23 protein-coding genes are annotated in these 21,575 nt (G+C 63.3%); 13 read left to right on the forward strand and 10 right to left on the reverse strand.

Annotated features, from left to right (window positions below):
* Window positions 1-189: 189 nt before the first annotated feature.
* The gene (locus OVA00_RS20025; protein WP_034802850.1) at window positions 190-936 is read left to right on the forward strand and encodes a Bax inhibitor-1/YccA family protein; all 747 of its coding nucleotides are present in this window, start codon (window positions 190-192) and stop codon (window positions 934-936) included.
* 123 nt (window positions 937-1,059) lie between these two features.
* Complete coding sequence (locus OVA00_RS20030; protein ID WP_268089522.1) at window positions 1,060-1,614, forward strand: GNAT family N-acetyltransferase; 555 nt, start codon at window positions 1,060-1,062, stop codon at window positions 1,612-1,614.
* A gap of 118 nt (window positions 1,615-1,732) precedes the next feature.
* Here the strand turns inward: OVA00_RS20030 and OVA00_RS20035 are convergent, their stop codons facing one another.
* The 3 genes from OVA00_RS20035 to acnA form a co-directional block, all read right to left on the reverse strand.
* The gene (locus OVA00_RS20035; protein WP_034802844.1) at window positions 1,733-2,137 is read right to left on the reverse strand and encodes a DUF2794 domain-containing protein; all 405 of its coding nucleotides are present in this window, start codon (window positions 2,135-2,137) and stop codon (window positions 1,733-1,735) included.
* A 314-nt stretch (window positions 2,138-2,451) separates the two neighbouring features.
* Window positions 2,452-3,225 carry a DUF1223 domain-containing protein gene (locus OVA00_RS20040; RefSeq protein WP_060521460.1) on the reverse strand — a complete coding sequence of 258 codons (774 nt, stop codon included), beginning with the start codon at window positions 3,223-3,225 and terminating at the stop codon, window positions 2,452-2,454.
* 205 nt (window positions 3,226-3,430) lie between these two features.
* On the reverse strand, window positions 3,431-6,121 hold the full coding sequence (gene acnA, locus OVA00_RS20045; RefSeq protein ID WP_034802837.1) for an aconitate hydratase AcnA: 2,691 nt from the start codon (window positions 6,119-6,121) through the stop codon (window positions 3,431-3,433).
* A 271-nt stretch (window positions 6,122-6,392) separates the two neighbouring features.
* Here acnA and ccmA point away from each other — a divergent pair, with 271 nt between their 5' ends.
* The 5 genes from ccmA to OVA00_RS20070 all read left to right on the forward strand — a co-directional run bounded on the left by ccmA (window position 6,393) and on the right by OVA00_RS20070 (window position 9,479).
* Complete coding sequence (ccmA, locus tag OVA00_RS20050) at window positions 6,393-7,043, forward strand: heme ABC exporter ATP-binding protein CcmA (RefSeq protein ID WP_268089523.1); 651 nt, start codon at window positions 6,393-6,395, stop codon at window positions 7,041-7,043.
* Between the two features lie 63 nt (window positions 7,044-7,106).
* Window positions 7,107-7,766 (forward strand): heme exporter protein CcmB, encoded by a 660-nt coding sequence (gene ccmB / locus OVA00_RS20055; protein WP_034802831.1) that lies wholly within the window; start codon window positions 7,107-7,109, stop codon window positions 7,764-7,766.
* Between the two features lie 164 nt (window positions 7,767-7,930).
* Window positions 7,931-8,701: a heme ABC transporter permease gene (locus OVA00_RS20060; RefSeq protein ID WP_060611226.1), complete on the forward strand. Its 771-nt coding sequence runs from the start codon at window positions 7,931-7,933 to the stop codon at window positions 8,699-8,701.
* Complete coding sequence (gene ccmD / locus OVA00_RS20065; protein ID WP_082566526.1) at window positions 8,698-8,874, forward strand: heme exporter protein CcmD; 177 nt, start codon at window positions 8,698-8,700, stop codon at window positions 8,872-8,874. The genes OVA00_RS20060 and ccmD overlap by 4 nt, the downstream gene beginning before the upstream one ends.
* Window positions 8,871-9,479 carry a DsbE family thiol:disulfide interchange protein gene (locus tag OVA00_RS20070; protein WP_268089524.1) on the forward strand — a complete coding sequence of 203 codons (609 nt, stop codon included), beginning with the start codon at window positions 8,871-8,873 and terminating at the stop codon, window positions 9,477-9,479. The genes ccmD and OVA00_RS20070 overlap by 4 nt, the downstream gene beginning before the upstream one ends.
* 260 nt (window positions 9,480-9,739) lie before the next feature.
* On the opposite strand, the gene OVA00_RS20075 is transcribed toward OVA00_RS20070, so the two are convergent.
* The 6 genes from OVA00_RS20075 to OVA00_RS20100 form a co-directional block, all read right to left on the reverse strand.
* A complete protein-coding gene (locus OVA00_RS20075) occupies window positions 9,740-10,324 on the reverse strand; it encodes a DUF2585 domain-containing protein (RefSeq protein WP_113505314.1) in 585 nt (194 codons plus the stop codon).
* 5 nt (window positions 10,325-10,329) lie between these two features.
* Window positions 10,330-10,962 (reverse strand): septation protein A, encoded by a 633-nt coding sequence (locus tag OVA00_RS20080; RefSeq protein ID WP_089044390.1) that lies wholly within the window; start codon window positions 10,960-10,962, stop codon window positions 10,330-10,332.
* A gap of 108 nt (window positions 10,963-11,070) precedes the next feature.
* A complete protein-coding gene (ftsY, locus tag OVA00_RS20085) occupies window positions 11,071-12,885 on the reverse strand; it encodes a signal recognition particle-docking protein FtsY (protein WP_268089525.1) in 1,815 nt (604 codons plus the stop codon).
* Window positions 12,886-12,903: 18 nt separating this feature from the next.
* Window positions 12,904-14,178 (reverse strand): tRNA (N(6)-L-threonylcarbamoyladenosine(37)-C(2))-methylthiotransferase MtaB, encoded by a 1,275-nt coding sequence (gene mtaB / locus OVA00_RS20090; RefSeq protein ID WP_134885874.1) that lies wholly within the window; start codon window positions 14,176-14,178, stop codon window positions 12,904-12,906.
* Window positions 14,175-15,086, reverse strand: coding sequence for a diaminopimelate epimerase (gene dapF, locus OVA00_RS20095; RefSeq protein WP_134885873.1), 912 nt, complete (start codon window positions 15,084-15,086; stop codon window positions 14,175-14,177). The genes mtaB and dapF overlap by 4 nt, the downstream gene beginning before the upstream one ends.
* Window positions 15,087-15,178: 92 nt before the next feature.
* Window positions 15,179-16,192 carry an MBL fold metallo-hydrolase gene (locus OVA00_RS20100; RefSeq protein ID WP_034802812.1) on the reverse strand — a complete coding sequence of 338 codons (1,014 nt, stop codon included), beginning with the start codon at window positions 16,190-16,192 and terminating at the stop codon, window positions 15,179-15,181.
* Window positions 16,193-16,270: 78 nt separating this feature from the next.
* Here OVA00_RS20100 and OVA00_RS20105 point away from each other — a divergent pair, with 78 nt between their 5' ends.
* The 6 genes from OVA00_RS20105 (at window position 16,271) to trmD (ending at window position 20,737) form a co-directional block, all read left to right on the forward strand.
* Window positions 16,271-16,753, forward strand: coding sequence for a MarR family winged helix-turn-helix transcriptional regulator (locus tag OVA00_RS20105; protein WP_268089526.1), 483 nt, complete (start codon window positions 16,271-16,273; stop codon window positions 16,751-16,753).
* A 255-nt stretch (window positions 16,754-17,008) separates the two neighbouring features.
* Window positions 17,009-18,574 (forward strand): signal recognition particle protein, encoded by a 1,566-nt coding sequence (ffh, locus tag OVA00_RS20110; RefSeq protein ID WP_034803123.1) that lies wholly within the window; start codon window positions 17,009-17,011, stop codon window positions 18,572-18,574.
* A 14-nt stretch (window positions 18,575-18,588) separates the two neighbouring features.
* Entirely contained in the window at window positions 18,589-18,924 is a 336-nt protein-coding gene (locus tag OVA00_RS20115; protein ID WP_034802805.1) for a chorismate mutase, read from the forward strand.
* Window positions 18,925-18,961: 37 nt separating this feature from the next.
* Complete coding sequence (rpsP, locus tag OVA00_RS20120) at window positions 18,962-19,324, forward strand: 30S ribosomal protein S16 (protein ID WP_034802802.1); 363 nt, start codon at window positions 18,962-18,964, stop codon at window positions 19,322-19,324.
* Window positions 19,325-19,469: 145 nt separating this feature from the next.
* Window positions 19,470-20,033: a ribosome maturation factor RimM gene (rimM, locus tag OVA00_RS20125; RefSeq protein ID WP_034803120.1), complete on the forward strand. Its 564-nt coding sequence runs from the start codon at window positions 19,470-19,472 to the stop codon at window positions 20,031-20,033.
* 11 nt (window positions 20,034-20,044) lie between these two features.
* Entirely contained in the window at window positions 20,045-20,737 is a 693-nt protein-coding gene (trmD, locus tag OVA00_RS20130; protein ID WP_060586617.1) for a tRNA (guanosine(37)-N1)-methyltransferase TrmD, read from the forward strand.
* Here trmD and OVA00_RS20135 read toward each other — a convergent pair.
* A complete protein-coding gene (locus OVA00_RS20135) occupies window positions 20,719-21,465 on the reverse strand; it encodes a sulfite exporter TauE/SafE family protein (RefSeq protein ID WP_060521571.1) in 747 nt (248 codons plus the stop codon). The two genes, trmD and OVA00_RS20135, sit on opposite strands and share 19 nt — an antisense overlap.
* Window positions 21,466-21,575: the final 110 nt, after the last annotated feature.

The raw sequence follows: 21,575 nt of genomic DNA on the forward strand, positions 1-21,575 counted from the left end.
CCGGCCTGAATCGGCCCGGTGCAACGGAATCCGGGAGTGCCGGGTCTTGTGTGCAGCGGGTTTCGGCATCATATTTGTCCACAGGCATGCTGGAGCTCCGCAGCGGCGCCTGGGCGTGGAAGCTCATCTTCCAGGGCGATACTCGCCGCCCGACACCGTAACTTCCACCGGAGCTTGAATGAGGAAACAATGGCTGATCTGAGAAATTACCAAACCCGAATGTCGCCCGCCGGCGCTCAGGCGGGTGCCGTGATTGACGAAGGCCTTCGCGCATACATGCTGAAGGTCTACAACCTGATGGCGCTTGGTCTGGCGATCACTGGCGTCGCGGCCTACCTGGCCTTCCAGATGGCGTTTTCGGATGGCCAGCTGACTGCCTTCGGTGCTGCGATCTATACGAGCCCGCTGAAGTGGGTGGTGATGCTGGCGCCGCTGGCGCTCGTGTTCTTCATGAGCTTCCGCATCAATAGCATGAGCGTTTCTGCCGCGCAGACAACGTTCTGGATCTATGCGGCCCTGATGGGCCTGTCGCTGTCGTCGATCTTCCTGATCTACACCGGCCAGAGCATCGTTCAGACGTTCTTCGTGACGGCCGCCTCGTTCGGCGCCCTGTCGCTTTACGGCTACACCACGAAGAAGGACCTGTCCGGCATGGGCTCGTTCCTGATCATGGGTCTGTTCGGCGTCATCATCGCGTCGATCGTCAACATCTTCCTCGCCTCTTCGGCGCTCGCCTTCGCGATCAGCGTGATCGGCGTGCTGATCTTCGCTGGCCTCACCGCCTACGACACGCAGAAGATCAAGGAAATGTACTACGAAGCCGATGACAGCACCGTTGCCGGCCGCAAGGCGATCATGGGCGCGCTGACGCTCTACCTCGACTTCATCAACCTGTTCATGTTCCTGCTCCAGTTCATGGGCAACCGGAACAACTAAGTCTGAACAGCACACGGAAAAGGCGGCTTCGGCCGCCTTTTTTGTTTGCTGAAGCAGCTTGAAAGCGTCCGGACTCCGTGGGAGTGAAAGGACGACGAAACCTTGGGATCAAAGTCTTTAGCCATGTCCCTGACCCTGCGCGACGCCACCCTGGCCGATCTTCCCATTATCACCGAGATCTATCGCGAATCCGTGTTGCACGGCGTTGCGACCTACGAGATCAACCCGCCATCCGAAAAGGAGATGCGGGCCCGGTTCGAAACGATCATCGGCAGCGGCTACCCGTACATGGTTGCGGTAGACGCGGGCGGGACGATCATCGGTTATGCCTACGCATCCGGCTTCCGCACGCGCACGGCCTATCGTTTCCTGGTCGAGGATTCCGTCTACCTGGCGCCGGAAGCGCGCGGCAAAGGTGCCGGCAAGGCGCTGCTGGTCGAGCTCGTCCGGCGTTGCACTGAACTCGGCTTCCGCCAGATGGTCGCGGTGATCGGCGGTGCCCATCCAGCCTCGATCGCCGTGCACCGGTCGCTCGGCTTCGAACTCCAGGGCACGATGAAAGCGACCGGCTTCAAGCATGGCCGCTGGCTCGACACGACGATCATGCAGCTCGCGCTCGGCGAGGGCCAGGCGACCGACCCGCCGGAAGACGTCTATCCGGACACCCTCTACCAGTGACCATCGCTTGCTGAAGAATGTCAGTCGGCGAAGCGCCTCGCAGCGCGCCGTAGGCAGGTCGTGCCGTTGCTGCCCGTGACGTCGGCGTGCGTCTCCTGATGGCACCCTTTCCCGCTGGTCAGGTTTCCACCAGCCTCAGCACCTTGTCGAATACCTTGAGCACCTGGGCGAGCTCGTGACCGCGCTTCAGGATCGTGCCGTGAATGTTCAGCACGCTATAGGCGCCCTGTTTCGCGGCCAGTTTCGGGTTCTTCTCGATCCGGTAGAGCGGCATTTCGCCCGAACGCTTGAACACTGAGAAGACCGCGCGGTCCCTCAGGTGGTCGATCGCGTAGTCCCGCCACTCGCCTTCGCCGACCATACGGCCGTAGACCCACAGGATCTGATCCAATTCGCGGCGATGGAAAGTGATGGGGGGAGCGTTCTTGGCGTTCTTGTATTCGTGAAGATCGACGACCACTTCGGAAGTGGTTTCGCGCTGATGGCGCGCCTCGCCTTGCGGCAAATCCGGCTCATCGGTCATCGGCAATCCGGCCTTCTGTTGTGACAGAACGATTACAGTGTGCCTGACACGAGCCGAAAAGCAAGCCGGAAGCCATGGGACGATGAGGTCATTTCTTGCCTCTGCCCCATTTCAGTCAAACCGGCGCCCCAATTCATCGCAAAACTCGCGGGCGCTGACGGACAGAGTCGTTGCCACCGTATGTCCGGTCAGATCGTCATGCTGCGGGAGTTCACCGAACGCAGTTATGGCCGGTTCGGTCCGGTAACTTCGAACCCTCAGCCCCAGCCCCTCGATGCTGCCGGGCCGAACCAACCCCTTGCGCTTCGCCGTCCCTACAATTTGCCCTGAGGGCCGGCGAGCACGGCCGCAGCGCCGATGATGGCACCCGGCGTTTCCTTGTCCTTCATCGATTGCAGCAGGATCGCGCAGCCGCTGTTTCCCGGGCGCTCGGTCAGCACCGTCGCCGGCAGCGTGAAGGACGCGGGCTGGCCGTCCCACATGCCGATCGTCTGTATGTCCCGCACCGCATGCCAATAGGGGACTTCCTTGCCGCTGTTCTCCCCCTTCTCCATCTTCACGATCTTGGCGCGGTCGAAATAGACGACGACGACATTGGCCTTGCCGATGCCGCTACCGATTGTGATCTGGATTTCTTCGCCGAGGATCTTGGCGTCGACGGGAACGGCAAGCCCTTTGCCTTCCGCCTTCATCGTTTCCAGCCGCGTCTTGATTGCCTGCAGGTTGCCGCCGTTCAAGTGGTCGCGGCCGTTCAGGATCGCCTGGGGCGTGTAGACGCCGTTGCGCCCGAGCATGCGCGCATAGGCATATTGCCGCTCGGTGTTTTCCTTCGATGCCAGCGTGTCGGCCCAGCCGAGATAGTTCCAGTAGTCGACGTGATAGGCGAGCGCCACCACATCGCCCTCGTCGACCAGCGACTTCAGCGCCGCATCCGCCGGCGGACAGGACGAACAGCCCTGGCTGGTGAACAGTTCGACAACGCCCTTGACCGCCTGTTTCTCCTGCGCCCCGGCAGGGGCACCGGCGGCTGCGAGCAGCCCGAAAGCCAGTGCAACAGGGCGAATGAAAGAACGGTCTGCGGATGTCATGGCGTCACTTCGTTACCGGCCGGCGGCCTACTCCTTGTGGGGGAGTTCACTACATACGACGCCCCTGCATCAACGGGAAGTCACGTTGGAGTGAGATGGCAAGTGAGCGCGATCCAGCACCCGATCGTTGGCCGGTGCACCTCAAAGAAAGAGCCGGGGCGCCTTTCGGCGTCCCGGCTCCAGAGCCTTGTATGCGCTCGCGCGATTAAGCGGCGAGGTCGCGCAGAACCGTCTGCAGGATGCCACCGTTGTTGACGTAGGTCACTTCATCCAGCGTATCGATACGGCAGACGAGCGGCACATCTTTCACGCTGCCGTCGCCGTAGGTTACCTTGGCAACGCGCTTTTCGCGCGGCTGGACATTGGCGAGATTTTCGATCGTGACGATCTCATCGCCCTTGAGGCCAAGCGATTCCCAGGTCGTGCCTTCCTCGAAGACGAAGGGAATGACACCCATGCCGACGAGGTTCGAGCGGTGGATACGCTCGAAGGACTGCGCGATGACGGCCTTGACGCCGAGCAGGTTGGTGCCCTTGGCAGCCCAGTCGCGCGACGAACCGTTGCCGTATTCGACGCCGGCGAAGATGACGAGCGGAACGCCCTCTTCCTTGTACTGCATGGCGGCGTCGTAAATCGACATCTCTTCCTTGGACGGATAGTGGATGGTGTAGCCACCTTCCTTGCCGTTCGGGCCGAGCATGTGGTTGCGGATGCGGATGTTGGCAAACGTGCCGCGCATCATCACCTCATGGTTGCCACGACGCGTGCCGTACTGGTTGAAGTCGGCAACGCCGACGCCGTGACCGATGAGGTAGGCACCGGCCGGCGAGGCCGCCTTGATCGAACCGGCCGGCGAGATGTGGTCGGTGGTGATCTTGTCGCCGAAGAGACCAAGCACGCGGGCGCCCTTGATGTCGGAGATGCCCGAACCGGACTTGCCCATGCCGACGAAGTAGGGCGGGTTCTGCACGTAGGTCGAACCGTCGTCCCAGGCATAGGTCTGGCCCGGAGGAACCTGAACGGCCTGCCAGTTTTCGTCGCCCTTGAACACGTCGGCGTACTTGGTCGCGTAAAGTTCGCGGGTGACGTACTTGAAGATGAACTCCTGGATTTCCTTGGAGGTCGGCCAGATGTCCTTGAGGAAGACTGGCTTGCCGTCCTGGTCTTCGCCGAGCGGCTCGTTGGTCAGGTCCTTCTGGACGGAACCTGCAAGCGCGTAGGCGACGACGAGCGGCGGCGAAGCGAGGTAGTTCGCCTGGACGTCCGGCGAAATGCGGCCTTCGAAGTTACGGTTGCCCGAGAGAACGCCGGCGGCGATCAGGCCCTTGTCGTTGATCGTCTTCGAGATCGGCGCCGGCAGCGGGCCGGAGTTGCCGATGCAGGTCGTGCAGCCGAAGCCGACGAGGTTGAAGCCGAGCGCGTCGAGGTCCTTCTGCAGGCCGGACTTGGCGAGATATTCGCCGACGACCTGCGATCCCGGTGCGAGCGAGGTCTTGACCCACGGCTTGGACTTCAGGCCCTTGGCGACCGCGTTGCGGGCGAGCAGGCCGGCAGCGATCAGGACCGACGGGTTGGAGGTGTTGGTGCAGGACGTGATCGCAGCGATGGCAACGTCGCCATGGCCGAGATCGAAATCGGTACCTTCGACGGCATAGCGGTTCGAAAGCTGCCCCGGCTTCTTGTAGTCGCCTTCAAGCGAGGTTGCGAAGCCCGATGCGATGCTTTCGAGCGGGATGCGACCTTCCGGACGCTTCGGGCCAGCCATGGCCGGAACGACGTCGCCGAGGTCGAGTTCGAGGGTGTCGGTGAAGACGAGCTCGGAACCGTCACCGTCACGCCACATGCCCTGAGCCTTGGAATAGGCTTCGACCAGCGCGATGCGCTGCTCTTCACGGCCGGACATGGTGAGGTAGTTGATGGTTTCGCTGTCGACCGGGAAGAAGCCGCAGGTGGCGCCGTATTCCGGACCCATGTTGCCGATGGTGGCGCGGTCGGCGAGCGTCATGTTGTCGAGGCCCGGGCCGAAGAATTCGACGAACTTCGAGACAACGCCCTTCTTGCGCAGCATCTGCACGACCATAAGCACGAGGTCGGTCGCGGTGACGCCTTCCTTGAGCTTGCCGGTGAGCTTGAAGCCGATGACCTCAGGCAGGAGCATGGAGACCGGCTGGCCGAGCATGGCAGCTTCCGCTTCGATGCCGCCCACGCCCCAGCCGAGAACGCCGAGACCGTTGATCATGGTGGTGTGGCTGTCGGTGCCGACGCAGGTGTCCGGGTAGGCGGTGACGACGCCATCTTCTTCACGGGTCCAGACGGTCTGGCCCAGATACTCCAGATTGACCTGGTGACAGATGCCGGTGCCGGGCGGAACGACGCGGAAGTTCTTGAACGCCTGCTGGCCCCACTTCAGGAAGCGGTAGCGCTCGCCGTTGCGCTCGTACTCGAGCTCGACGTTGCGGGCAAAGGCGTTCGGGGTGCCGAATTCGTCGACGATGACGGAGTGGTCGATGACGAGGTCGACGGGAACGAGCGGGTTGATCTTTTCCGGGTCGCCACCGAGCGAGACCATGGCGTCGCGCATCGCCGCGAGGTCGACGACAGCAGGCACGCCGGTGAAGTCCTGCATCAGAACGCGGGCCGGACGGTAGGCGATTTCGTTTTCAGCCGTGCCCTTGTCGTTGAGCCAGGCGGCAACGTTCTCGATGTCCTTCTTGGTGACGGAGCGGCCATCTTCGTTGCGCAGCAGGTTCTCGAGCAGAACCTTCATCGAATAGGGCAGCTTGGAAACGCCGGCGAGACCGTTCGCCTCAGCCTTGGGCAGGCTGTAATAGACGTAGTCGACACCGTTGACGGTGAGCGTGGAGCGACAATTGAAGCTGTCTAGGGATTTGGACACTGGATAATACCCCGTTCCGTCTGATCGCCAAAAACTGACGTACGAACGCCCGAGCGCCTGTGAAGCGCGAATTGGGATGCGGGTGCGGCCATTTCCGCTGTCCGTACGTGGAAATTCATTCCATGTTCGGCGCTAGGATGAAATTCACGCCGACCGCTGGCGTGTTGGCCGCCTTATAGATAATTTCTCCAAAACGTGCCAGAGCAACGAAGGTCGAAACGGGACTTTTTTTTGCCCTGCGACAAAGAGAGTGAAGGGAAGCTGAAAATTCATGCGCCTCATGGCTGAAGGGTTGAGCGCGACGCGCGGTGAGGACCTGATTTTTAACGATATTTCCTTTATTCTCGACGCCTCGGAAGCCCTTGTCGTGACGGGTCCGAACGGCTCCGGCAAGTCCACTTTGCTGCGGGTTCTGGCGGGGTTGTTGAGGCCCGAAAGCGGGCACCTGAAACTTGAGAATGGCCCCTCGGAAATCGCCCATCCATCCGAGCTCAGCCACTATCTCGGACACCGCAACGCGATGAAGCGCGAACTGACCGTCGCGGAAAATCTTTCCTTCTGGCGAGACTTCATGGGTGATTCGCCCGGGGGGCGCGGCGCCGCGCTCACCGAGGCGGTCGAAGCGGTCGGCCTGCCGGATATCGCCCATCTGCCCTTCGGTTATCTCTCGGCCGGCCAGCAGCGGCGCATGGCGATGGCCAAGCTGGTCATTGCCTATCGCCCGATCTGGATCCTCGACGAGCCGACCGCAGCGCTTGACGCCGGCGCCGACCGGCTGTTTGCCGATCTGGTGAAGGCGCATCTTGGCAAAGGCGGCATCGTCATTGCGGCGACCCACCAGCCACTCGGGCTCGACCGCACGAAGGAGCTGCACATGACGGGGTTCGAGCATCTGGCAGGAGATCGCTGGCATGATGCATAGGGTCGCAATGCCTGGAAGCCCATTGCCGGAAAACGCGCGCGTGCCGATCCGGAGGTTGCCGCTATGATCGCGCTCTTTTTCCGCGATCTCAAACTGTCGATCCGCGCCGGCGGCGGGGCGATGATCGGCGTGCTCTTCTTCATGACTGTGGTGGCAGTCATTCCCTTCGGTGTCGGTCCCGACCTGAACCTGCTTTCGCGCATCGGTCCGGCGATCCTGTGGATCGGCGCGCTGCTCGCCTCGCTGCTCGGCCTCGACCGGCTGTTCCAGGCGGAGCGCGACGACGGCTCGCTCGACCTGATGCTGATGCAGGAAACGCCGCTGCTTTTCACCGTCTTCGTCAAATGTGCGGCGCATTGGGCGGCGACCGGCCTGCCGCTGGTGATTGCCTCGCCCTTGCTCGGCCTCTTCATGAACATGAGCGAGATCGCCATCGGCGCCACCATGCTGACGCTTCTGATCGGCACGCCGGCGATCACCTTCATCGGTGCAGTGGGGGCGGCCGTTGCCGTGTCGCTGCCGCGTGGCGGGCTGCTGGTTTCGATCCTTGTTCTGCCGTTGGCGATCCCGGTGCTGATCTTCGGTGTCAGCGCTGTCTATGCGGCGATCGAGGATCCGGCGCCGTTCCTGCCACCTTTGATGATCCTTGCGGCAATCACCCTGTTCTTCGCCGTCATCGGCCCGGTTGCCGCCGCCGCAGCACTTCGGCACGCGTCCGATTGACGCAATCGGGTCAGAACGGGCGAAAGTGTTTGCGGCATTCCCATGGATTTGTCGCTAAGCCGTTCAGATCGATAACATTTATGATCCGCGTTCCAACTCGATCGTGATCGGGCGATTGACGCGGATCAATTGCAGGCGGGCGCCTTAAGCGCTAAAGAGCGACCATGAGCGAAAACAGCCTGGCCATCCGCAAATTCAGCGATCTCGCCAACCCGACGCGGTTCCTGGCGCTGGCCGACCGTTTGTTGCCCTGGCTTTCCGGGCTGACGGCGCTGTTCTTCGTTGCCGGCGTCTGGCTTTCCTTCACGACGGAAGGTGATTACCAGCAGGGCGAAACGGTGCGCATCATGTATGTGCACGTGCCCGCGGCCTGGCTGTCGATGATGTGCTATTCGGTGATGGCCTTGGCAGCTCTCGGTACGCTCGTCTGGCGCCATCCGCTTGCCGACGTCTCCTCGCGCGCGGCAGCCCCGATCGGCGCCTGTTTCACTTTCCTGGCGCTCGTCACCGGCTCGCTCTGGGGCAAGCCGATGTGGGGCACCTGGTGGGTCTGGGACGCGCGGCTGACCTCGGTCTTCGTGCTGTTCCTGATGTATCTCGGACTGATGGCGCTCAACCGCGCGATCGACGACCCGGCGCGGTCCTCCAAGGTTTCGGCCATTCTGGTTCTCGTCGGCTTCGTCAACATCCCGATCATCAAGTTCTCGGTCGAGTGGTGGAACACGCTGCATCAGCCGGCGAGCGTCATGCGGCTCGACGGACCGACGATTGATCCGGAGTTCCTGTGGCCGCTGATCGTGATGGCGGTCGCCTTCACGCTGCTGTTCTTCACGCTGCACATCGCCGCCATGCGCAACGAAATCCTGCGCCGGCGCGTCACGGCGCTCAGGCGCCTTGCGGCCCGTGCTGCCGGACGGGGAGCCCGCGCACAATGATGAGCCACGCCGCCTACGTTTTCACGAGCTATGGAATAGCCACGCTGACGGTCCTCGGTCTGATTGCCTGGGTCGTGCTCGACGGTCGTGCCCGCCGGCGTGAACTCACCGAACTCGAAGCCGCAGGCATCCGCCGGCGCTCGGCCGAACCGGCTTCCGGAGAAACACGATGAGCAACGCACCCGCTCCGGGTAACGAGGAGCGCAAACCCGGCCCCATGCGTTTCGTGCTGGCGGCGCTGCCGCTCGTCATCTTCGCCGGGCTTGCGGCGATCTTCTGGAGCCAGCTCAATTCCGGCAAGGACGTGAGCGAAATCCCCTCCGCGCTGATCGGCACCAAGGCGCCAAAACTCGACATGCCGGCGCTCGAAGGTGCGACGCGCGATGGCCAGCCGATGCCGGCTTTGACCGGTGCGGCGATCAAGGGCAAGCTGACGCTCGTCAACGTCTGGGCCTCCTGGTGCGTGCCTTGCCGGCAGGAGCATCCCTTCATCCTGGAACTGTCGAAGGATCCGCGGCTGACCGTCGTCGGTATCAACTACAAGGACCAGAACGAAAACGCGCTCAGGTTCCTCGGCGAACTCGGCAATCCCTTCTCCGCCATCGGCGTCGACCCGCGCGGCAAGGCGGCGATCGATTGGGGCGTCTACGGTATTCCGGAATCCTATCTCGTCGGCGCTGACGGCACGATCCTCTACAAGCGCGTCGGCCCGTTCGACGAAAACAGCGTGAAGACGGGTCTGCTGCCGGCGATCGAAAAGGCGACTGCGGGTTCGTAACCGCTCCCGGCATTAGCTCTCATTCGGATGGGAGGGATTTGCTCCTCATCCGCCTGCCGGCTCCTTCTGCCCGCAAGCGGGGCGAAGAAGACACGTAGCGCTCGGTTGCCCTAAACTCTCGCATCGCATCGACGGCATAAAACCGTGCTTCCCTGCCGGGCAGTCGTGGAATGAAGTGAGTGCCTCAAGTCCCTTCGCCCCATCTGCGGGAGAAGGTCGCGGATGCGGGATGAGGGGCTGCGACGGCGACCGAAGCCCGCTTAAATCCCCGCCTGCCAGTCCCTGACCGCATCCAGCGGCCAGACGAGCATCAGTACGTTGAGCGTGAGATTGTCGCGGATCAGCCAGCCGGTGAAGAGCTCGAAGACGATGGCGACCGTTACGGTCAGCCAGACGGGCATGCGGGCGGCAAACAGGAAGCCGGCGGCCATGGCCAGTGTATCCATCGTCGAATTCAGGATGCTGTCGCCGAAATAGTCGAGCGAAATCGTTGCGGAGCGGTAGCGGTTGATCACCATCGGCGTGTTTTCGGCGATCTCCCAGGCGGATTCGATCACGGTCCCAAGGAGGAGCTTTGCCGTCAGCGGCTTGCCCCGCAGGAGCAGATGGCCGAGGCCGTAGAACAGGAAGCCGTGGATGATGTGCGACGGTGTGTACCAGTCGGCGATATGCTGCGAGTTGCCGCTGGATTTGACCACGGGCTCGAACAGTTTGACGTAGCCGCATTCGCAGATCCAGAGGCGACCCATCAGATGCTGGGTGACGATCTGGATGATGAGAACAGCAAAACAGGCGGCGAGCCAGAGGAGTGCGTGCCGGTTGCGGCTGTCATTCTCCTCGAGCATCGTGCTCACTCGGCGTTCTCCTGGTCAAGCGAGTGCTTCATGATCAGCGGCATCTGGGCGAGCGTAAAGAGAATGGTGATCGGCATCGTGCCCCAGACCTTGAAGGCGACCCAGAAATCGGTCGTGAACGAGCGCCAGACCACTTCGTTGAGCACGGCGAGGACCAGGAAGAACAGGCCCCAGCGCAGCGTCAGCTTGCGCCAGCCGGCCTCATCCAGCTTGAAGGCGGAGTGGAAGACGTAGCCGAGCAGCGACTTGCCGAACAGCAGGCCGCCGAGCAGGATCGTGCCGAACAGCGTGTTGACGATCGTCGGCTTCATCTTGATGAAGGTGTCGTTCTGCAGCCAGAGCGTCAGCGCGCCGAAGACGAAGACGACGATGCCCGAAATCAGCGGCATCATCGGCAGGGTGCGGGTCAGCACCCAAGAGACGGCAAGCGCGATTGCGGTCGCGGCCATAAACAGGCCGGTGGCGATGAAGATCGGACCGCCGAGTTCGGCGAGCGCCGGAAAATGCCCGGCCAACCATTCGCCACGCGAATTGGCAAAGAAGAAGACCATCAGCGGCCCAAGCTCCAGCACCAACTTGAGCAAGGGGCTGACTTCCTTCTGCGGCTTGGCAGCCTCGATCGACGACATCTGGGGGTCCTGTTTCTGCATGTACCTGCTGCTCATAACACCAGCTTTGCGGCAAAACCATATCAAGGCAACGGGCCGGCGTAACTACGCGCAGGCCCGATCGCCCCGTCAGGCGGCAACGCCGGCGATCGCCTCGGCAAAATCCTTGGCTTCGAACGGCTCGAGATCGTCGATCCCTTCGCCGACGCCGATGAAATAGACCGGCAACTTGTGCTTGGCGGAGATGGCGACGAGGATGCCGCCGCGCGCCGTGCCGTCGAGCTTCGTCATGATCAACCCGCTGACGCCGGCGACGTTGCGGAAGATCTCCACCTGCTGCAGCGCGTTCTGGCCGGTCGTGGCGTCGAGCGTCTGCAGCACGGTGTGCGGCGCATCCGGATCGAGCTTGCCGAGCACGCGCACGATCTTTTCGAGTTCGGCCATCAGTTCCGCCTTGTTCTGCAGGCGGCCGGCGGTGTCGATGATCAGGACGTCGGACTTCTTCTCGCGCGCCTGCTGGAAAGCCTCATAGGCAAGGCCAGCGGCATCGGCGCCGAGTTTGGACGAGACGATTTCGGAGTTGGTGCGCTCGGCCCAGATCTTCAGCTGCTCGATCGCCGCGGCCCGGAAGGTGTCACCGGCGGCGAGCATGACTTTCAGGCCCGCGCCGGAAAGCTTGGCGGCGAGCTTGCCGATCGTCGTGGTCTTGCCGGTGCCGTTGACGCCGACCACCAGGATCACGTGCGGCTTGTGGCTGAGATCGAGTTCCAGCGGCTTGGCGACGGGCGAAAGCACCTTGGTGATCTCGCCGGCCATGATGCGCGACACGTCCTCGCCCGAGACATCCTTGCCGTAGCGTTCCGAGGCGAGCGTGTCGGTGATGCGCATCGCCGTTTCGACGCCGAGGTCGGCCTGGATCAAAAGGTCTTCGAGATCCTGCAGCGTCGCTTCGTCGAGCTTGCGCTTGGTAAACAGGCTGGCGATCTGGCCGGTCAGTTGCGACGAGGTGCGCGCGAGGCCGCGGCGCAGGCGCTGGTACCAGCTGAGCTTTTCCTTCGGCGCGGCGACGAGTTCTTCCTTGGGCTTGCGCTCTGTGGCGGAGAAGCCCTTGGGCAAAGCGGGCGTAGCAGTGGGCTCGGCCTCGGCTGTCTCGGTCGGCGCGACGTCGGTGGCGGCTTCTGCTGCGTTGGCTTCTGCGGTCTCGATGCTTTCGCGGAGGGCTGCGGCTTCACCCCCGTCTGCCCTGCCGGGCATCTCCCCCACAGGGGCGGAGATCACGCTGGGCTCGCTCTCGAGTTCGGAAGCAAGCGTTTCGGTTGGCGTGACCTCGTCTGCTTCGGCAGTCGTGACGTCGCTTGCCGTGGGTTCGGCATCGTCAGCAGCTTCCTCGATTCTCTCGACGATTTCGGCCTCGCGGGAGGCTACGATGATCTCATCGGAGGGAGCAGGCGCCTTGTGCGCAACAGGCGCCGCAGTCTCGGTGGCAGCTGTTGCTTCCTCAGCTGTGGCCTCGGTCTCCGTCTGCTCTCTCCCCTTGAGGGGGAGATGTCCCGAAGGGACAGAGGGGGGTATCGCGGCTTCAGTCTCGGCCGGCGTTACCACAGCTTCGACCGGGGCGGCTTCGTCGCGCGCCAGCTCTTCGGCGTCGTCGGAGGCCGGGCCACCGGCCGTCTCGATCTCGGCCTCAAGCACCGGATCGTCGTCGGACAACGGCAGGGTCTCGATGTCGACAGGTGGTTCGAAGGCGGTTTCCGGGCTCTCTTCGACGATCTCTGCCTCGGCAACGGCGGCAGGCGGTTCGACCGCCTCGGCGCTCGGCTCCGGCTGCGCCTCGACTTCGGGCGCAGAGACGATCGTCTCCTCCGGTACACCTTCCGGCGGCTTCGTTTCCTCCACCGCGCCCTTGCCGAAGGTGAAGATCCTCTTGATGAAACCCATTGCCATTCAGGAATTCCGCATAAATCAGGCCGCAGCCATCTGTTTTACCTGCATCGTCAGATGCTTGCCATTGTGGCCGGTGATTGAGACCGGGACAAGCGCACGGGGCGTCAGGTCAGCCGCGTCGACGAGCGTGAAGTTTTGTGTGTGGGCAAGCCCGTTGTTCTCGACCAGGATCGTCTGCTCGCTGCCGACCATGCCTTCGAGGTGGCGGGCGTAGAGCGTCGCGCCGACGGCGCGAAGCCGCGCAGCACGATCCTTGACGAGCGCCCGGTCGAGTTGCGGCATGCGTGCCGCCGGCGTGCCGGGACGCGGGCTGTAGGGAAAGACGTGCAGATGCGCGATGCCGCAGTCCTCGGCGAGGCTCGCGGCATTTTCGAACATCTCTTCGGTCTCGGTCGGAAAGCCGGCGATCATATCGGCACCGAGGCTGATATCGGGGCGCAAGCGCCGGACCTGATCGGCAAAGGCGCGGGCGTCGGCGCTCGAATGACGGCGCTTCATGCGCTTCAGGATCAGGTCGTCGCCATGCTGCAGCGACAGGTGCAGGTGCGGCATGAAGCGCGCCTCGTCGGCGATCAGGTCGAAGAGGTGTTCGTCGGCCTCGATGCCGTCGATCGAGGAAAGCCGCAGGCGGCGGATTTCTGGAACCTGTTTCAGAAGCGTCTTCGCCAGCAGCCCGAGGGTCGGCGTGCCCGGCAGGTCGGCGCCGTAGCTGGTGGCATCGACGCCGGTCAAGACGATCTCGCAATAGCCACTCTCAACCAGCCTGCGCGCCTGGTCGACGACGGCGCCCATCGGCACGGAGCGGGAATTGCCGCGGCCATAGGGGATGATGCAGAAGGTGCAGCGGTGGTCGCAGCCGTTCTGCACCTGGATGAAGGCGCGCACGTGGCCATCGATGTGCTTGACCATCTGCGGCGCGGTGGCGCGCACGCTCATGATGTCGTTGACCCGCAGCTTTTCTTCAGCCGAGACGCCGAAATCCGGCAGTGAACGATAGGAGGCGCTCTTCAGCTTCTCCTCGTTGCCGAGCACGGCGTCGACCTCGGCCATTTCGGCAAAGGTCTCCTTTTCGGTCTGCGCCGCGCAGCCGGTGACGATGATGCGGGCATGCGGATTGTCGCGCCGGGCACGGCGGATCGCCTGGCGCGCCTGGCGCACCGCCTCGCCGGTGACGGCGCAGGTGTTGACGAGGATGGCGTTGTTCAGCCCCGCCTTTTCGGCTTCCGCCCGCATCACTTCGGATTCGTAGGTATTGAGTCGGCAGCCGAAGGTTATGACCTCGACGCCGCTCAAAGCGCTCGGGCTCCGCCCGTTTCGGCTTCGTCGCGCTGCCAGGTGCCGGTCGTCGGGTTCAGCGTGCCGGACCATTCCCATTCGGCAGGTCCCGTCATGACGACATGATCGTCGTGCTCACGCCATTCGATCGTAAGCTTTGCCGGGGCAGGGGCGGATGCGACGTCGATCGCCACCTTGCGGCCGGTGCGGCCGGTGCGCGCGGCGCTGACCGCAGCCGCGCAAGCCGCCGAACCGCAGGCAAGCGTCAGCCCGGCGCCGCGTTCCCAGGTGCGGGTGCGCAGCGACGAGGGCGAAAGCACCTGTGCCAGCGTGATGTTGGCGCGCTCGGGGAACATCGGATGGTTTTCAAGAAGCGGGCCGAAGCGATCGAGATCGAAGGACATCGGGTCCTTGTCAACCCAGAAGACGGCGTGCGGATTGCCCATCGACATGGCCGAGGGCGAGTGCAGGACGGGATTGTCGATCGGTCCGATCTGCAGTTCGATGCGGCTCGTATCGGCAAATTCCTCGGCAAGCGGGATCTTGTCCCAGGCAAAGACCGGCTTGCCCATGTCGACCGAGATCGTGCCGTCCTCATGCTCGGTGGCGTTGAGGATGCCTGCAATGGTCTGGAAGGTGAAGACCTTCTTGCCGGTTTCGGCGGCCAGTGCCTGGACGACGCAGCGCGTGCCGTTGCCGCAGGCCTGGGCCATGGAGCCGTCGCAATTGACGATATCGATCCAGGCGTCGGTGCCCTGAGCCTTGGGGTCGTGGATCGCCATGATCTGGTCGAAGGCGGTTGCCGGATCGGCATTGAGCGCGATCGCAGCGGCCGGCGTCACCCGATCCTTCCGACCGCGCATGTCAACGACGAGGATCTTGTTTCCAAGCCCGTTCATCCTGGCAAATTGCACGTTGTCGGTCATGTCGCGATTGTCCAAACGGGCCCGCTCCGGGCGGGCCATCCTTCATTCGGGCTGTATATGGCGGAAAAGCCCGGAAAATACCAGTGCCGCCTTTATTCGGCTCCCTCGCCGCCGGTCGGTACATCGAAGATTTCGCCGGGGCGAAGCGGCCGGAAGCGGCTGCGGGCGATGCCCGCCGCATCGAGCGCCCGTTCCAGCGCCTGTCGCGGCTCTTCGACGCCTTCGTCGGTCAGGCGAAACGTACCCCAATGGTGGCCGGCGACATGGGCGGCGGCGCAATCGACCATGCCGCGCACGGCTTCCTCCGGGTTCTGGTGCTGGTCCTGCATGAACCAGCGCGGCTCGTAGGCCCCGAAGGGCAGGTTGGCGAGGCGGAAGGCGCCGTGTTTTTCGCGGGCGGCGCGATAGTTGATGCCGTCGTGAAAGCCGGTATCGCCGACGTGGTAGATCTTGCCGGCCGGCGTCTCCACGACGAAGGCGGCCCAGAGCGCCATGCGCCGGTCGCGCGAGCCGCGCGCCGACCAGTGGTGGCAGGGCTCGGCGTGAAGAATGACGTCATCGCCGCAATCGAGCTGGTCGCCCCAGTCGACCACGTCGATCTCGACGTCGGGAACGGCGCGGCGGATGATCGTGTCGTTGCCGAGCGGCGTGACGATGCGGGGAGCATGTTCCTCGTGAAGGGCTGCCAGCGTCTCGACATCGAGGTGGTCGTAGTGATTGTGGGTGACGAGCACGATGTCGATCGGCGGCAGGTCGTCGAGTTCGATGCCGGGCGCGTTGCGGCGCTGCGGGCCGGCAAAGGCAAACGGGCTGGCGCGATGCGACCAGACGGGGTCGGTGAGAATGTTGAGCCCATGCACTTGGATGAGCAGCGTCGCGTGTCCGACCATCGTCACGCGCAGGCGATCGCCTTCGACGCTGAGTTCAGGCTTCACCGGCGCGAACGGGCTTGGATTGTGCGCGGGCCAGCGCACCTTGCCGCTGCCGAACTGCCAGCGCAGGAGATCTGCCGCGCCCTTGGGCGGTTTGCCGTCGGGATTGAAGAACCTGGTGCCGTCGAAATGATCGGTGACGGGACCTTGGTAATAGGGATTGCGTGTCTTCATCCGGGCGGTTCGCCTTGGTTGAAAGGTCAAGGTTTAATAAATTCTTGAAGACAGCAACTGGATTGCTATCGTGGTTCCATGCTCGTTCGATTCGACCCGCAAGAACGTCTCTACAAGACCCTGAAGCTGGTCCGCTCCATCCATCTCAATATGCAGCGCTCGGCAGAACATATGCTCGACGGTGCCGGCATATCAGTGGCGGAGCGGGCGGTTCTCGAACTTTTTTGCGAAACGCCGCTGACGGTGCCGGAAGCCGGACGGCGCCTGTCGATGAAACGGCAGTTCGTGCTCAGGGTCGTCAACGGGCTGATGGACAAGACGTTGCTGGAAAGACGGCCGAACCCGGAACACCGCGGCGCCTATCTTTGCGCGCCGACGGCGGCCGGGCGTGATCTGTTCGCGGAAATCCATCGCCGCGAGGTGGAGTTGCTGCATGCCCTGCTCGGCGATATCAACCAGACCGAAGTGGTGGCCGCACTTCGGGTGATGACGCGGGTGTCGACCGCCTTCGAGCAGCTGGCTGGCGAACTCGACGACGCCGGCAAGGACGAGGCGCTCTGAGCCGAAAGCGCCTCATTTGCCTGCCGTCCTTGACTTTTGCCGCGCTTTCCTGTTTATCCGCGCCAATTCCTTCGCAAGCTCAAGTCTTCGAAGCCACCGACCGGGTCCCGTAAAGGTATAAAGAGAACCCGGAGGTCAACACCCGACAGCGCGTGGCGCCCTCGGGTGGTTTTTGGCTTTGCGCCTTGTTTTCTGCGCGAAGGAACCCACGTTTCCGGCGAGTTGATCGCCACCGGAAACCAGAAGGAAGTGAGAATGTTCGAGAGCCTCCAGGACCGCCTTGGTTCCATATTGAATGGACTGACCGGCCGCGGCGCATTGTCGGAAGCCGATGTTTCCGCTGCGCTCCGCGAGGTTCGCCGTGCGCTGCTCGAAGCCGACGTCGCGCTCGACGTCGTGCGCTCCTTCACCGAGAAGGTTCGTGAAAAGGCCGTCGGCGCCGAGATCCTGAAGTCGATCAAGCCCGGCCAGATGGTCGTCAAGATCGTCCATGACCAGCTCGTCGAGATGCTCGGCTCCGAGGGCGTAACGATCGACCTCAATGCGCCGGCGCCGGTCGTCATCATGATGGTCGGTCTGCAGGGCTCCGGTAAGACGACGACCACCGGCAAGATCGCCAGCCGGATGAAGACCAGGGACAAGAAGAAGGTCCTGATGGCTTCGCTCGACACGCGTCGTCCGGCAGCCCAGGAGCAGCTTCGCCAGCTCGGCGTGCAGACCGGCGTCGACACGTTGCCTGTTATTGCCGGCCAGTCGCCGACCGATATCGCTGCGCGCGCCGTTCAGGCTGCCAAGCTCGGCGGCCACGACGTCGTCATTCTCGACACGGCGGGCCGTACCCATATCGACGAGCCGCTGATGATCGAGATGGCGGAGATCAAGCGGAAGTCCAATCCGCATGAAATCCTGCTCGTGGCAGATGCGCTGACCGGTCAGGACGCCGTCAACCTCGCCCGCAACTTCGACGAACGCGTCGGCATCACCGGCCTGGTGCTCACCCGTATGGACGGCGACGGCCGTGGCGGTGCAGCGCTGTCGATGCGTGCGGTCACCGGCAAGCCGATCAAGCTCATCGGCGTCGGCGAAAAGATGGGCGAACTCGAAGAGTTCCACCCTCGCCGGGTCGCCGACCGTATCCTCGGCATGGGCGACATCGTCTCGCTCGTCGAGAAGGCTGCCGAGAACATCGACGCCGAGAAGGCGGCCGCCATGGCTGCCAAGATGGCCAAGGGCAAGTTCGACCTGAACGACCTCGCAGACCAGCTCGGCCAAATGCAGAAGATGGGCGGCATGGGCGGCATCATGGGCCTGATGCCCGGCATGGCCGGCATGAAGGACAAGATGGCCGCGGCCGGCCTCGACGACAGCCTGTTCAAGCGCCAGCTCGCCATCATTTCGTCGATGACCAAGGCCGAGCGCGCCAACCCGGATCTGCTCAAGCACTCGCGCAAGAAGCGCATCGCCGCCGGTTCCGGCACCGATGCCGCCGACATCAACAAGCTTCTGAAGATGCACCGCCAGATGGCGGACATGATGAAGATGATGGGCGGTAAGGGCAAAGGCGGCATGATGAAGCAGATGATGGGCGGCCTTGCCAACAAGATGGGCCTTGGCGGCCTCGGTGGCGGCGGCATGCCTGATCTCTCGAAGCTCGACCCGAAGCAGCTCGAAGCCCTGCAGAAGCAGGCGGAAGCCGCCGGTCTGAAGCCGGGCGGTATGCCGGGCCTTGGCGGCGGTGGCCTGCCAGGTCTGGGCGGCGCCAAGCTTCCGGGTCTTGGTGGCGGCTTCCCCGGCCTTCCCGGCCTGCCGAAGAAGAAGTGAGGATCGCTTAAAAGATGATTGATCCCGAAATCAAAAAGGAATTGGCGGGCTACCGGCAGTCGATCGACAATATCGATGCCGCGCTCGTCCACATGCTGGCTGAACGCTTCCGCTGCACCCAGGCAGTCGGCGTTCTGAAAGCCAAGCACGAACTGCCGCCGGCCGACCCGGCGCGCGAAGAATACCAGATCGAACGCCTGCGCCGCCTGGCTAAGGATGCCAATCTGGATCCGGATTTCGCCGAGAAGTTCCTGAACTTCATCATCAAGGAAGTCATCCGGCATCATGAAGCCATCGCCGCCGATCGCTCGCATTCCGCGGGCAACGCCGGCACAAACCATTCCGCTTGAACCAAGCGGTCAAGAAAGCCTGCAAGGAGTTACTCAAATGGCACTGAAAATTCGTCTCGCCCGTGGCGGTTCCAAGAAGCGTCCTTACTACCAGATCGTCGTTGCCGACGCCCGCAGCCCGCGTGACGGTCGCTTCCTCGAGAAGATCGGCTCGTGGAACCCGATGCTCGGCAAGGACGACGAAAAGCGTGTCGAGCTCGACGCCGAGCGCGTCAACCACTGGATCGCCCAGGGCGCCCAGCCGACCGACCGCGTTCTGCGCTTCCTCGACCAGGCCGGTCTCGCAAAGCGCCCGGCTCGCAGCAACCCGACCAAGGGTGCCCCGGGCAAGAAGGCTCAGGAGCGCGCTGCTGAAGCCAAGCAGAAGGCTGAAGACGCCGCTGCTGCTGCTGCTGAATAACAGCCGGCGAACGGTCCGGAGAGTGATCGGCGGGCATCTGCCGACGCAGCTCTCCGGCTGGCCGTGACTTAAGGAAACGGGTGGCATTTCCATGCCGCCCGTTTTCCGTTATGTGCACCGAGATATACCGAAACGGACGCGGACGATGAGCAAACTCGAAAACCCGGTTCTGATGGCGACGATCGGCGCGGCGCAGGGCCTGCGCGGCGAGGTCAGGGTCAAGTCCTTTACCGATGATCCGACGGCGCTCGGCGAGTATGGCAATCTGCACAGCGCAGACGGCCGTGTGTTCGAGGTGCTGGAGATTCGCGAGGCGAAAAACGTCGTCATCGTTCGCTTTCGCGGCGTCAATGACCGCAATGCCGCCGAGGCGCTCAACGGCCTCGACCTGTTCATCGAGCGCGACAACCTGCCCGACGACGATCTCGACGAGGACGAGTTCTTCTATGCCGATCTCGAGGGCCTGGAAGCGATCGACGGCAATGGCACGAGCTACGGCAAGGTCAGCGGTGTCTTCGATTTCGGCGCCGGCGATCTCCTTGAGCTGAAGGGGCCAGGCCGACGTCCGGTGCTGATCCCGTTTACCGAATGGTCGGTGCTGGAGATCGATCTGGAAGCGGGGCGGCTGCTGGTCGATCCGGTTGCGGCCGGCCTGACCGACGACAAGGACCAGGATCCGGGTAGCCCGTTTTCCGCGAAGCGCAAGTGAGCGTTGCGGCCATGACGTTTCGCGCCACCATCCTGACGCTCTATCCCGAAATGTTTCCGGGCCATCTCGGCGCCTCGCTTTCCGGCAAGGCGCTCGAGCGTGGCCAGTGGTCGATCGAGCCGGTGCAGATCCGTGATTTCGCCGAGGACAAGCATCGCACTGTCGACGACACGCCGGCTGGCGGCGGCGCCGGCATGGTGCTGAAGCCGGATGTGCTCGCGCGCGCGATCGATCGTGTCTCGGAGAACGACGATCGGCCGCGATTGCTGATGAGCCCGCGTGGCCGACCGCTGACACAGGAGCGGGTGCGTGAACTCGCCGTCGGCCCCGGCGTCGTCATCGTTTGCGGACGCTTCGAAGGTGTCGATCAGCGGGTGATCGACGCCCGCGGCCTCGAAGAGGTTTCGATCGGCGACTATATTCTTTCGGGCGGCGAGCCGGCGGCCCTCACGCTGCTCGATGCCGTGGTGCGCATCCTGCCGGGTGTCATGGGCAACGAGCTTTCGGGTGTGCATGAGAGCTTCGAAGGCGGGCTGCTCGAGCATCCGCACTACACCCGCCCACAGGTCTTCGAAGGCCGCGAAATCCCGGCAGTGCTGACCTCGGGCAATCACGGCGCCATTGCCAAATGGCGCGAGGCGGAGGCGCGGCGGCTGACCGCCGAGCGCCGGCCCGATCTTCTTAATCAGCCCGTGAAGAAGTAATAGGCGGCAAGCAGCAGGCCGACGGCGACGACCAGCGCGCGGATGACCGCCTGCGGCACGCGTCTTGCTGCCCAGACGCCGCTGTAGCCGCCAAGGGCGGCCCCTGGCACCATGATTGCCGCGTGCAGCCAGGACACGACTCCGCCGGCGGCAAAGACGACGATGGCGATCGCGGCAATGACGATCGAGATGAAGTTCTTGAGCGCGTTCAGCCGGTGATAGCCGCCGCCGGTCGCAAGCCCCAACACTGCCAGCATCATGATGCCCATGCCGGCGCCGAAGAAGCCGCCGTAAATGGAGGTGACGAACTGGGCGCCGATGCCGACCGGATTGATCGCATGCTCGTCGACGCGGGCCTTGGGCTTCAGGAGCGGCCCGGCAGCGAAGATCGCCGTTGCCGCCAGCAGCAGCCAGGGCACAAGCGCGCGGAAGGAGGCATTGGAGAGCGAGATGAGCAGCAGCGCGCCGGCCAGACCGCCAAGTGCGGAGATGACGCCGAGCAGGATCGCATAGCGCTTGTCGGCGCGGATCTCCTTGGCATAGGCGAGCGCCGAGGTGATGTAGCCTGGAAACTGGATGATCGACGAGGTCGCGTTGGCGACGATTGGCGAGAGACCGCCAAGCGTCATCGCCCCGAAGGTAAGGAAGGTTCCGCCGCCGGCAATGGCATTGACGACGCCGGACAGGAAGCCGGCCGCAAACAGCATGAGTATTTCGAAGATGTTCATGGTCTCCCCCGACCCCTCATGCTCGGGATAGCCGGTGGTTGTGCCGGCCGCAAGTCCGTTGCATCGGACAATCATCACGCGCGTGTTTGCGTATTTTCTGATAAATTCGG

Origin of the sequence: Ensifer sp. SL37 (assembly GCF_026672675.1) — a bacterium.
Lineage (GTDB): Bacteria > Pseudomonadota > Alphaproteobacteria > Rhizobiales > Rhizobiaceae > Ensifer > Ensifer adhaerens.

What these genes read in the sequence shown, in the direction of transcription:
- rimM (WP_034803120.1), top strand. Translation starts at nt 19,470, where the DNA reads ATGAGCAAACTCGAAAACCCGGTTCTGATGGCGACGATCGGCGCGGCG.
- rpsP (WP_034802802.1), top strand. Translation starts at nt 18,962, where the DNA reads ATGGCACTGAAAATTCGTCTCGCCCGTGGCGGTTCCAAGAAGCGTCCT.
- OVA00_RS20100 (WP_034802812.1), bottom strand. Translation starts at nt 16,192, where the DNA reads ATGAAGACACGCAATCCCTATTACCAAGGTCCCGTCACCGATCATTTC.
- OVA00_RS20070 (WP_268089524.1), top strand. Translation starts at nt 8,871, where the DNA reads ATGAGCAACGCACCCGCTCCGGGTAACGAGGAGCGCAAACCCGGCCCC.
- ffh (WP_034803123.1), top strand. Translation starts at nt 17,009, where the DNA reads ATGTTCGAGAGCCTCCAGGACCGCCTTGGTTCCATATTGAATGGACTG.
- OVA00_RS20135 (WP_060521571.1), bottom strand. Translation starts at nt 21,465, where the DNA reads ATGAACATCTTCGAAATACTCATGCTGTTTGCGGCCGGCTTCCTGTCC.
- ccmA (WP_268089523.1), top strand. Translation starts at nt 6,393, where the DNA reads ATGCGCCTCATGGCTGAAGGGTTGAGCGCGACGCGCGGTGAGGACCTG.
- OVA00_RS20080 (WP_089044390.1), bottom strand. Translation starts at nt 10,962, where the DNA reads ATGTCGTCGATCGAGGCTGCCAAGCCGCAGAAGGAAGTCAGCCCCTTG.
- OVA00_RS20035 (WP_034802844.1), bottom strand. Translation starts at nt 2,137, where the DNA reads ATGACCGATGAGCCGGATTTGCCGCAAGGCGAGGCGCGCCATCAGCGC.
- OVA00_RS20040 (WP_060521460.1), bottom strand. Translation starts at nt 3,225, where the DNA reads ATGACATCCGCAGACCGTTCTTTCATTCGCCCTGTTGCACTGGCTTTC.
- OVA00_RS20105 (WP_268089526.1), top strand. Translation starts at nt 16,271, where the DNA reads ATGCTCGTTCGATTCGACCCGCAAGAACGTCTCTACAAGACCCTGAAG.
- trmD (WP_060586617.1), top strand. Translation starts at nt 20,045, where the DNA reads ATGACGTTTCGCGCCACCATCCTGACGCTCTATCCCGAAATGTTTCCG.
- OVA00_RS20060 (WP_060611226.1), top strand. Translation starts at nt 7,931, where the DNA reads ATGAGCGAAAACAGCCTGGCCATCCGCAAATTCAGCGATCTCGCCAAC.
- dapF (WP_134885873.1), bottom strand. Translation starts at nt 15,086, where the DNA reads ATGACCGACAACGTGCAATTTGCCAGGATGAACGGGCTTGGAAACAAG.
- OVA00_RS20025 (WP_034802850.1), top strand. Translation starts at nt 190, where the DNA reads ATGGCTGATCTGAGAAATTACCAAACCCGAATGTCGCCCGCCGGCGCT.
- OVA00_RS20075 (WP_113505314.1), bottom strand. Translation starts at nt 10,324, where the DNA reads ATGCTCGAGGAGAATGACAGCCGCAACCGGCACGCACTCCTCTGGCTC.
- ccmD (WP_082566526.1), top strand. Translation starts at nt 8,698, where the DNA reads ATGATGAGCCACGCCGCCTACGTTTTCACGAGCTATGGAATAGCCACG.
- ccmB (WP_034802831.1), top strand. Translation starts at nt 7,107, where the DNA reads ATGATCGCGCTCTTTTTCCGCGATCTCAAACTGTCGATCCGCGCCGGC.
- OVA00_RS20115 (WP_034802805.1), top strand. Translation starts at nt 18,589, where the DNA reads ATGATTGATCCCGAAATCAAAAAGGAATTGGCGGGCTACCGGCAGTCG.
- ftsY (WP_268089525.1), bottom strand. Translation starts at nt 12,885, where the DNA reads ATGGCAATGGGTTTCATCAAGAGGATCTTCACCTTCGGCAAGGGCGCG.
- OVA00_RS20030 (WP_268089522.1), top strand. Translation starts at nt 1,060, where the DNA reads ATGTCCCTGACCCTGCGCGACGCCACCCTGGCCGATCTTCCCATTATC.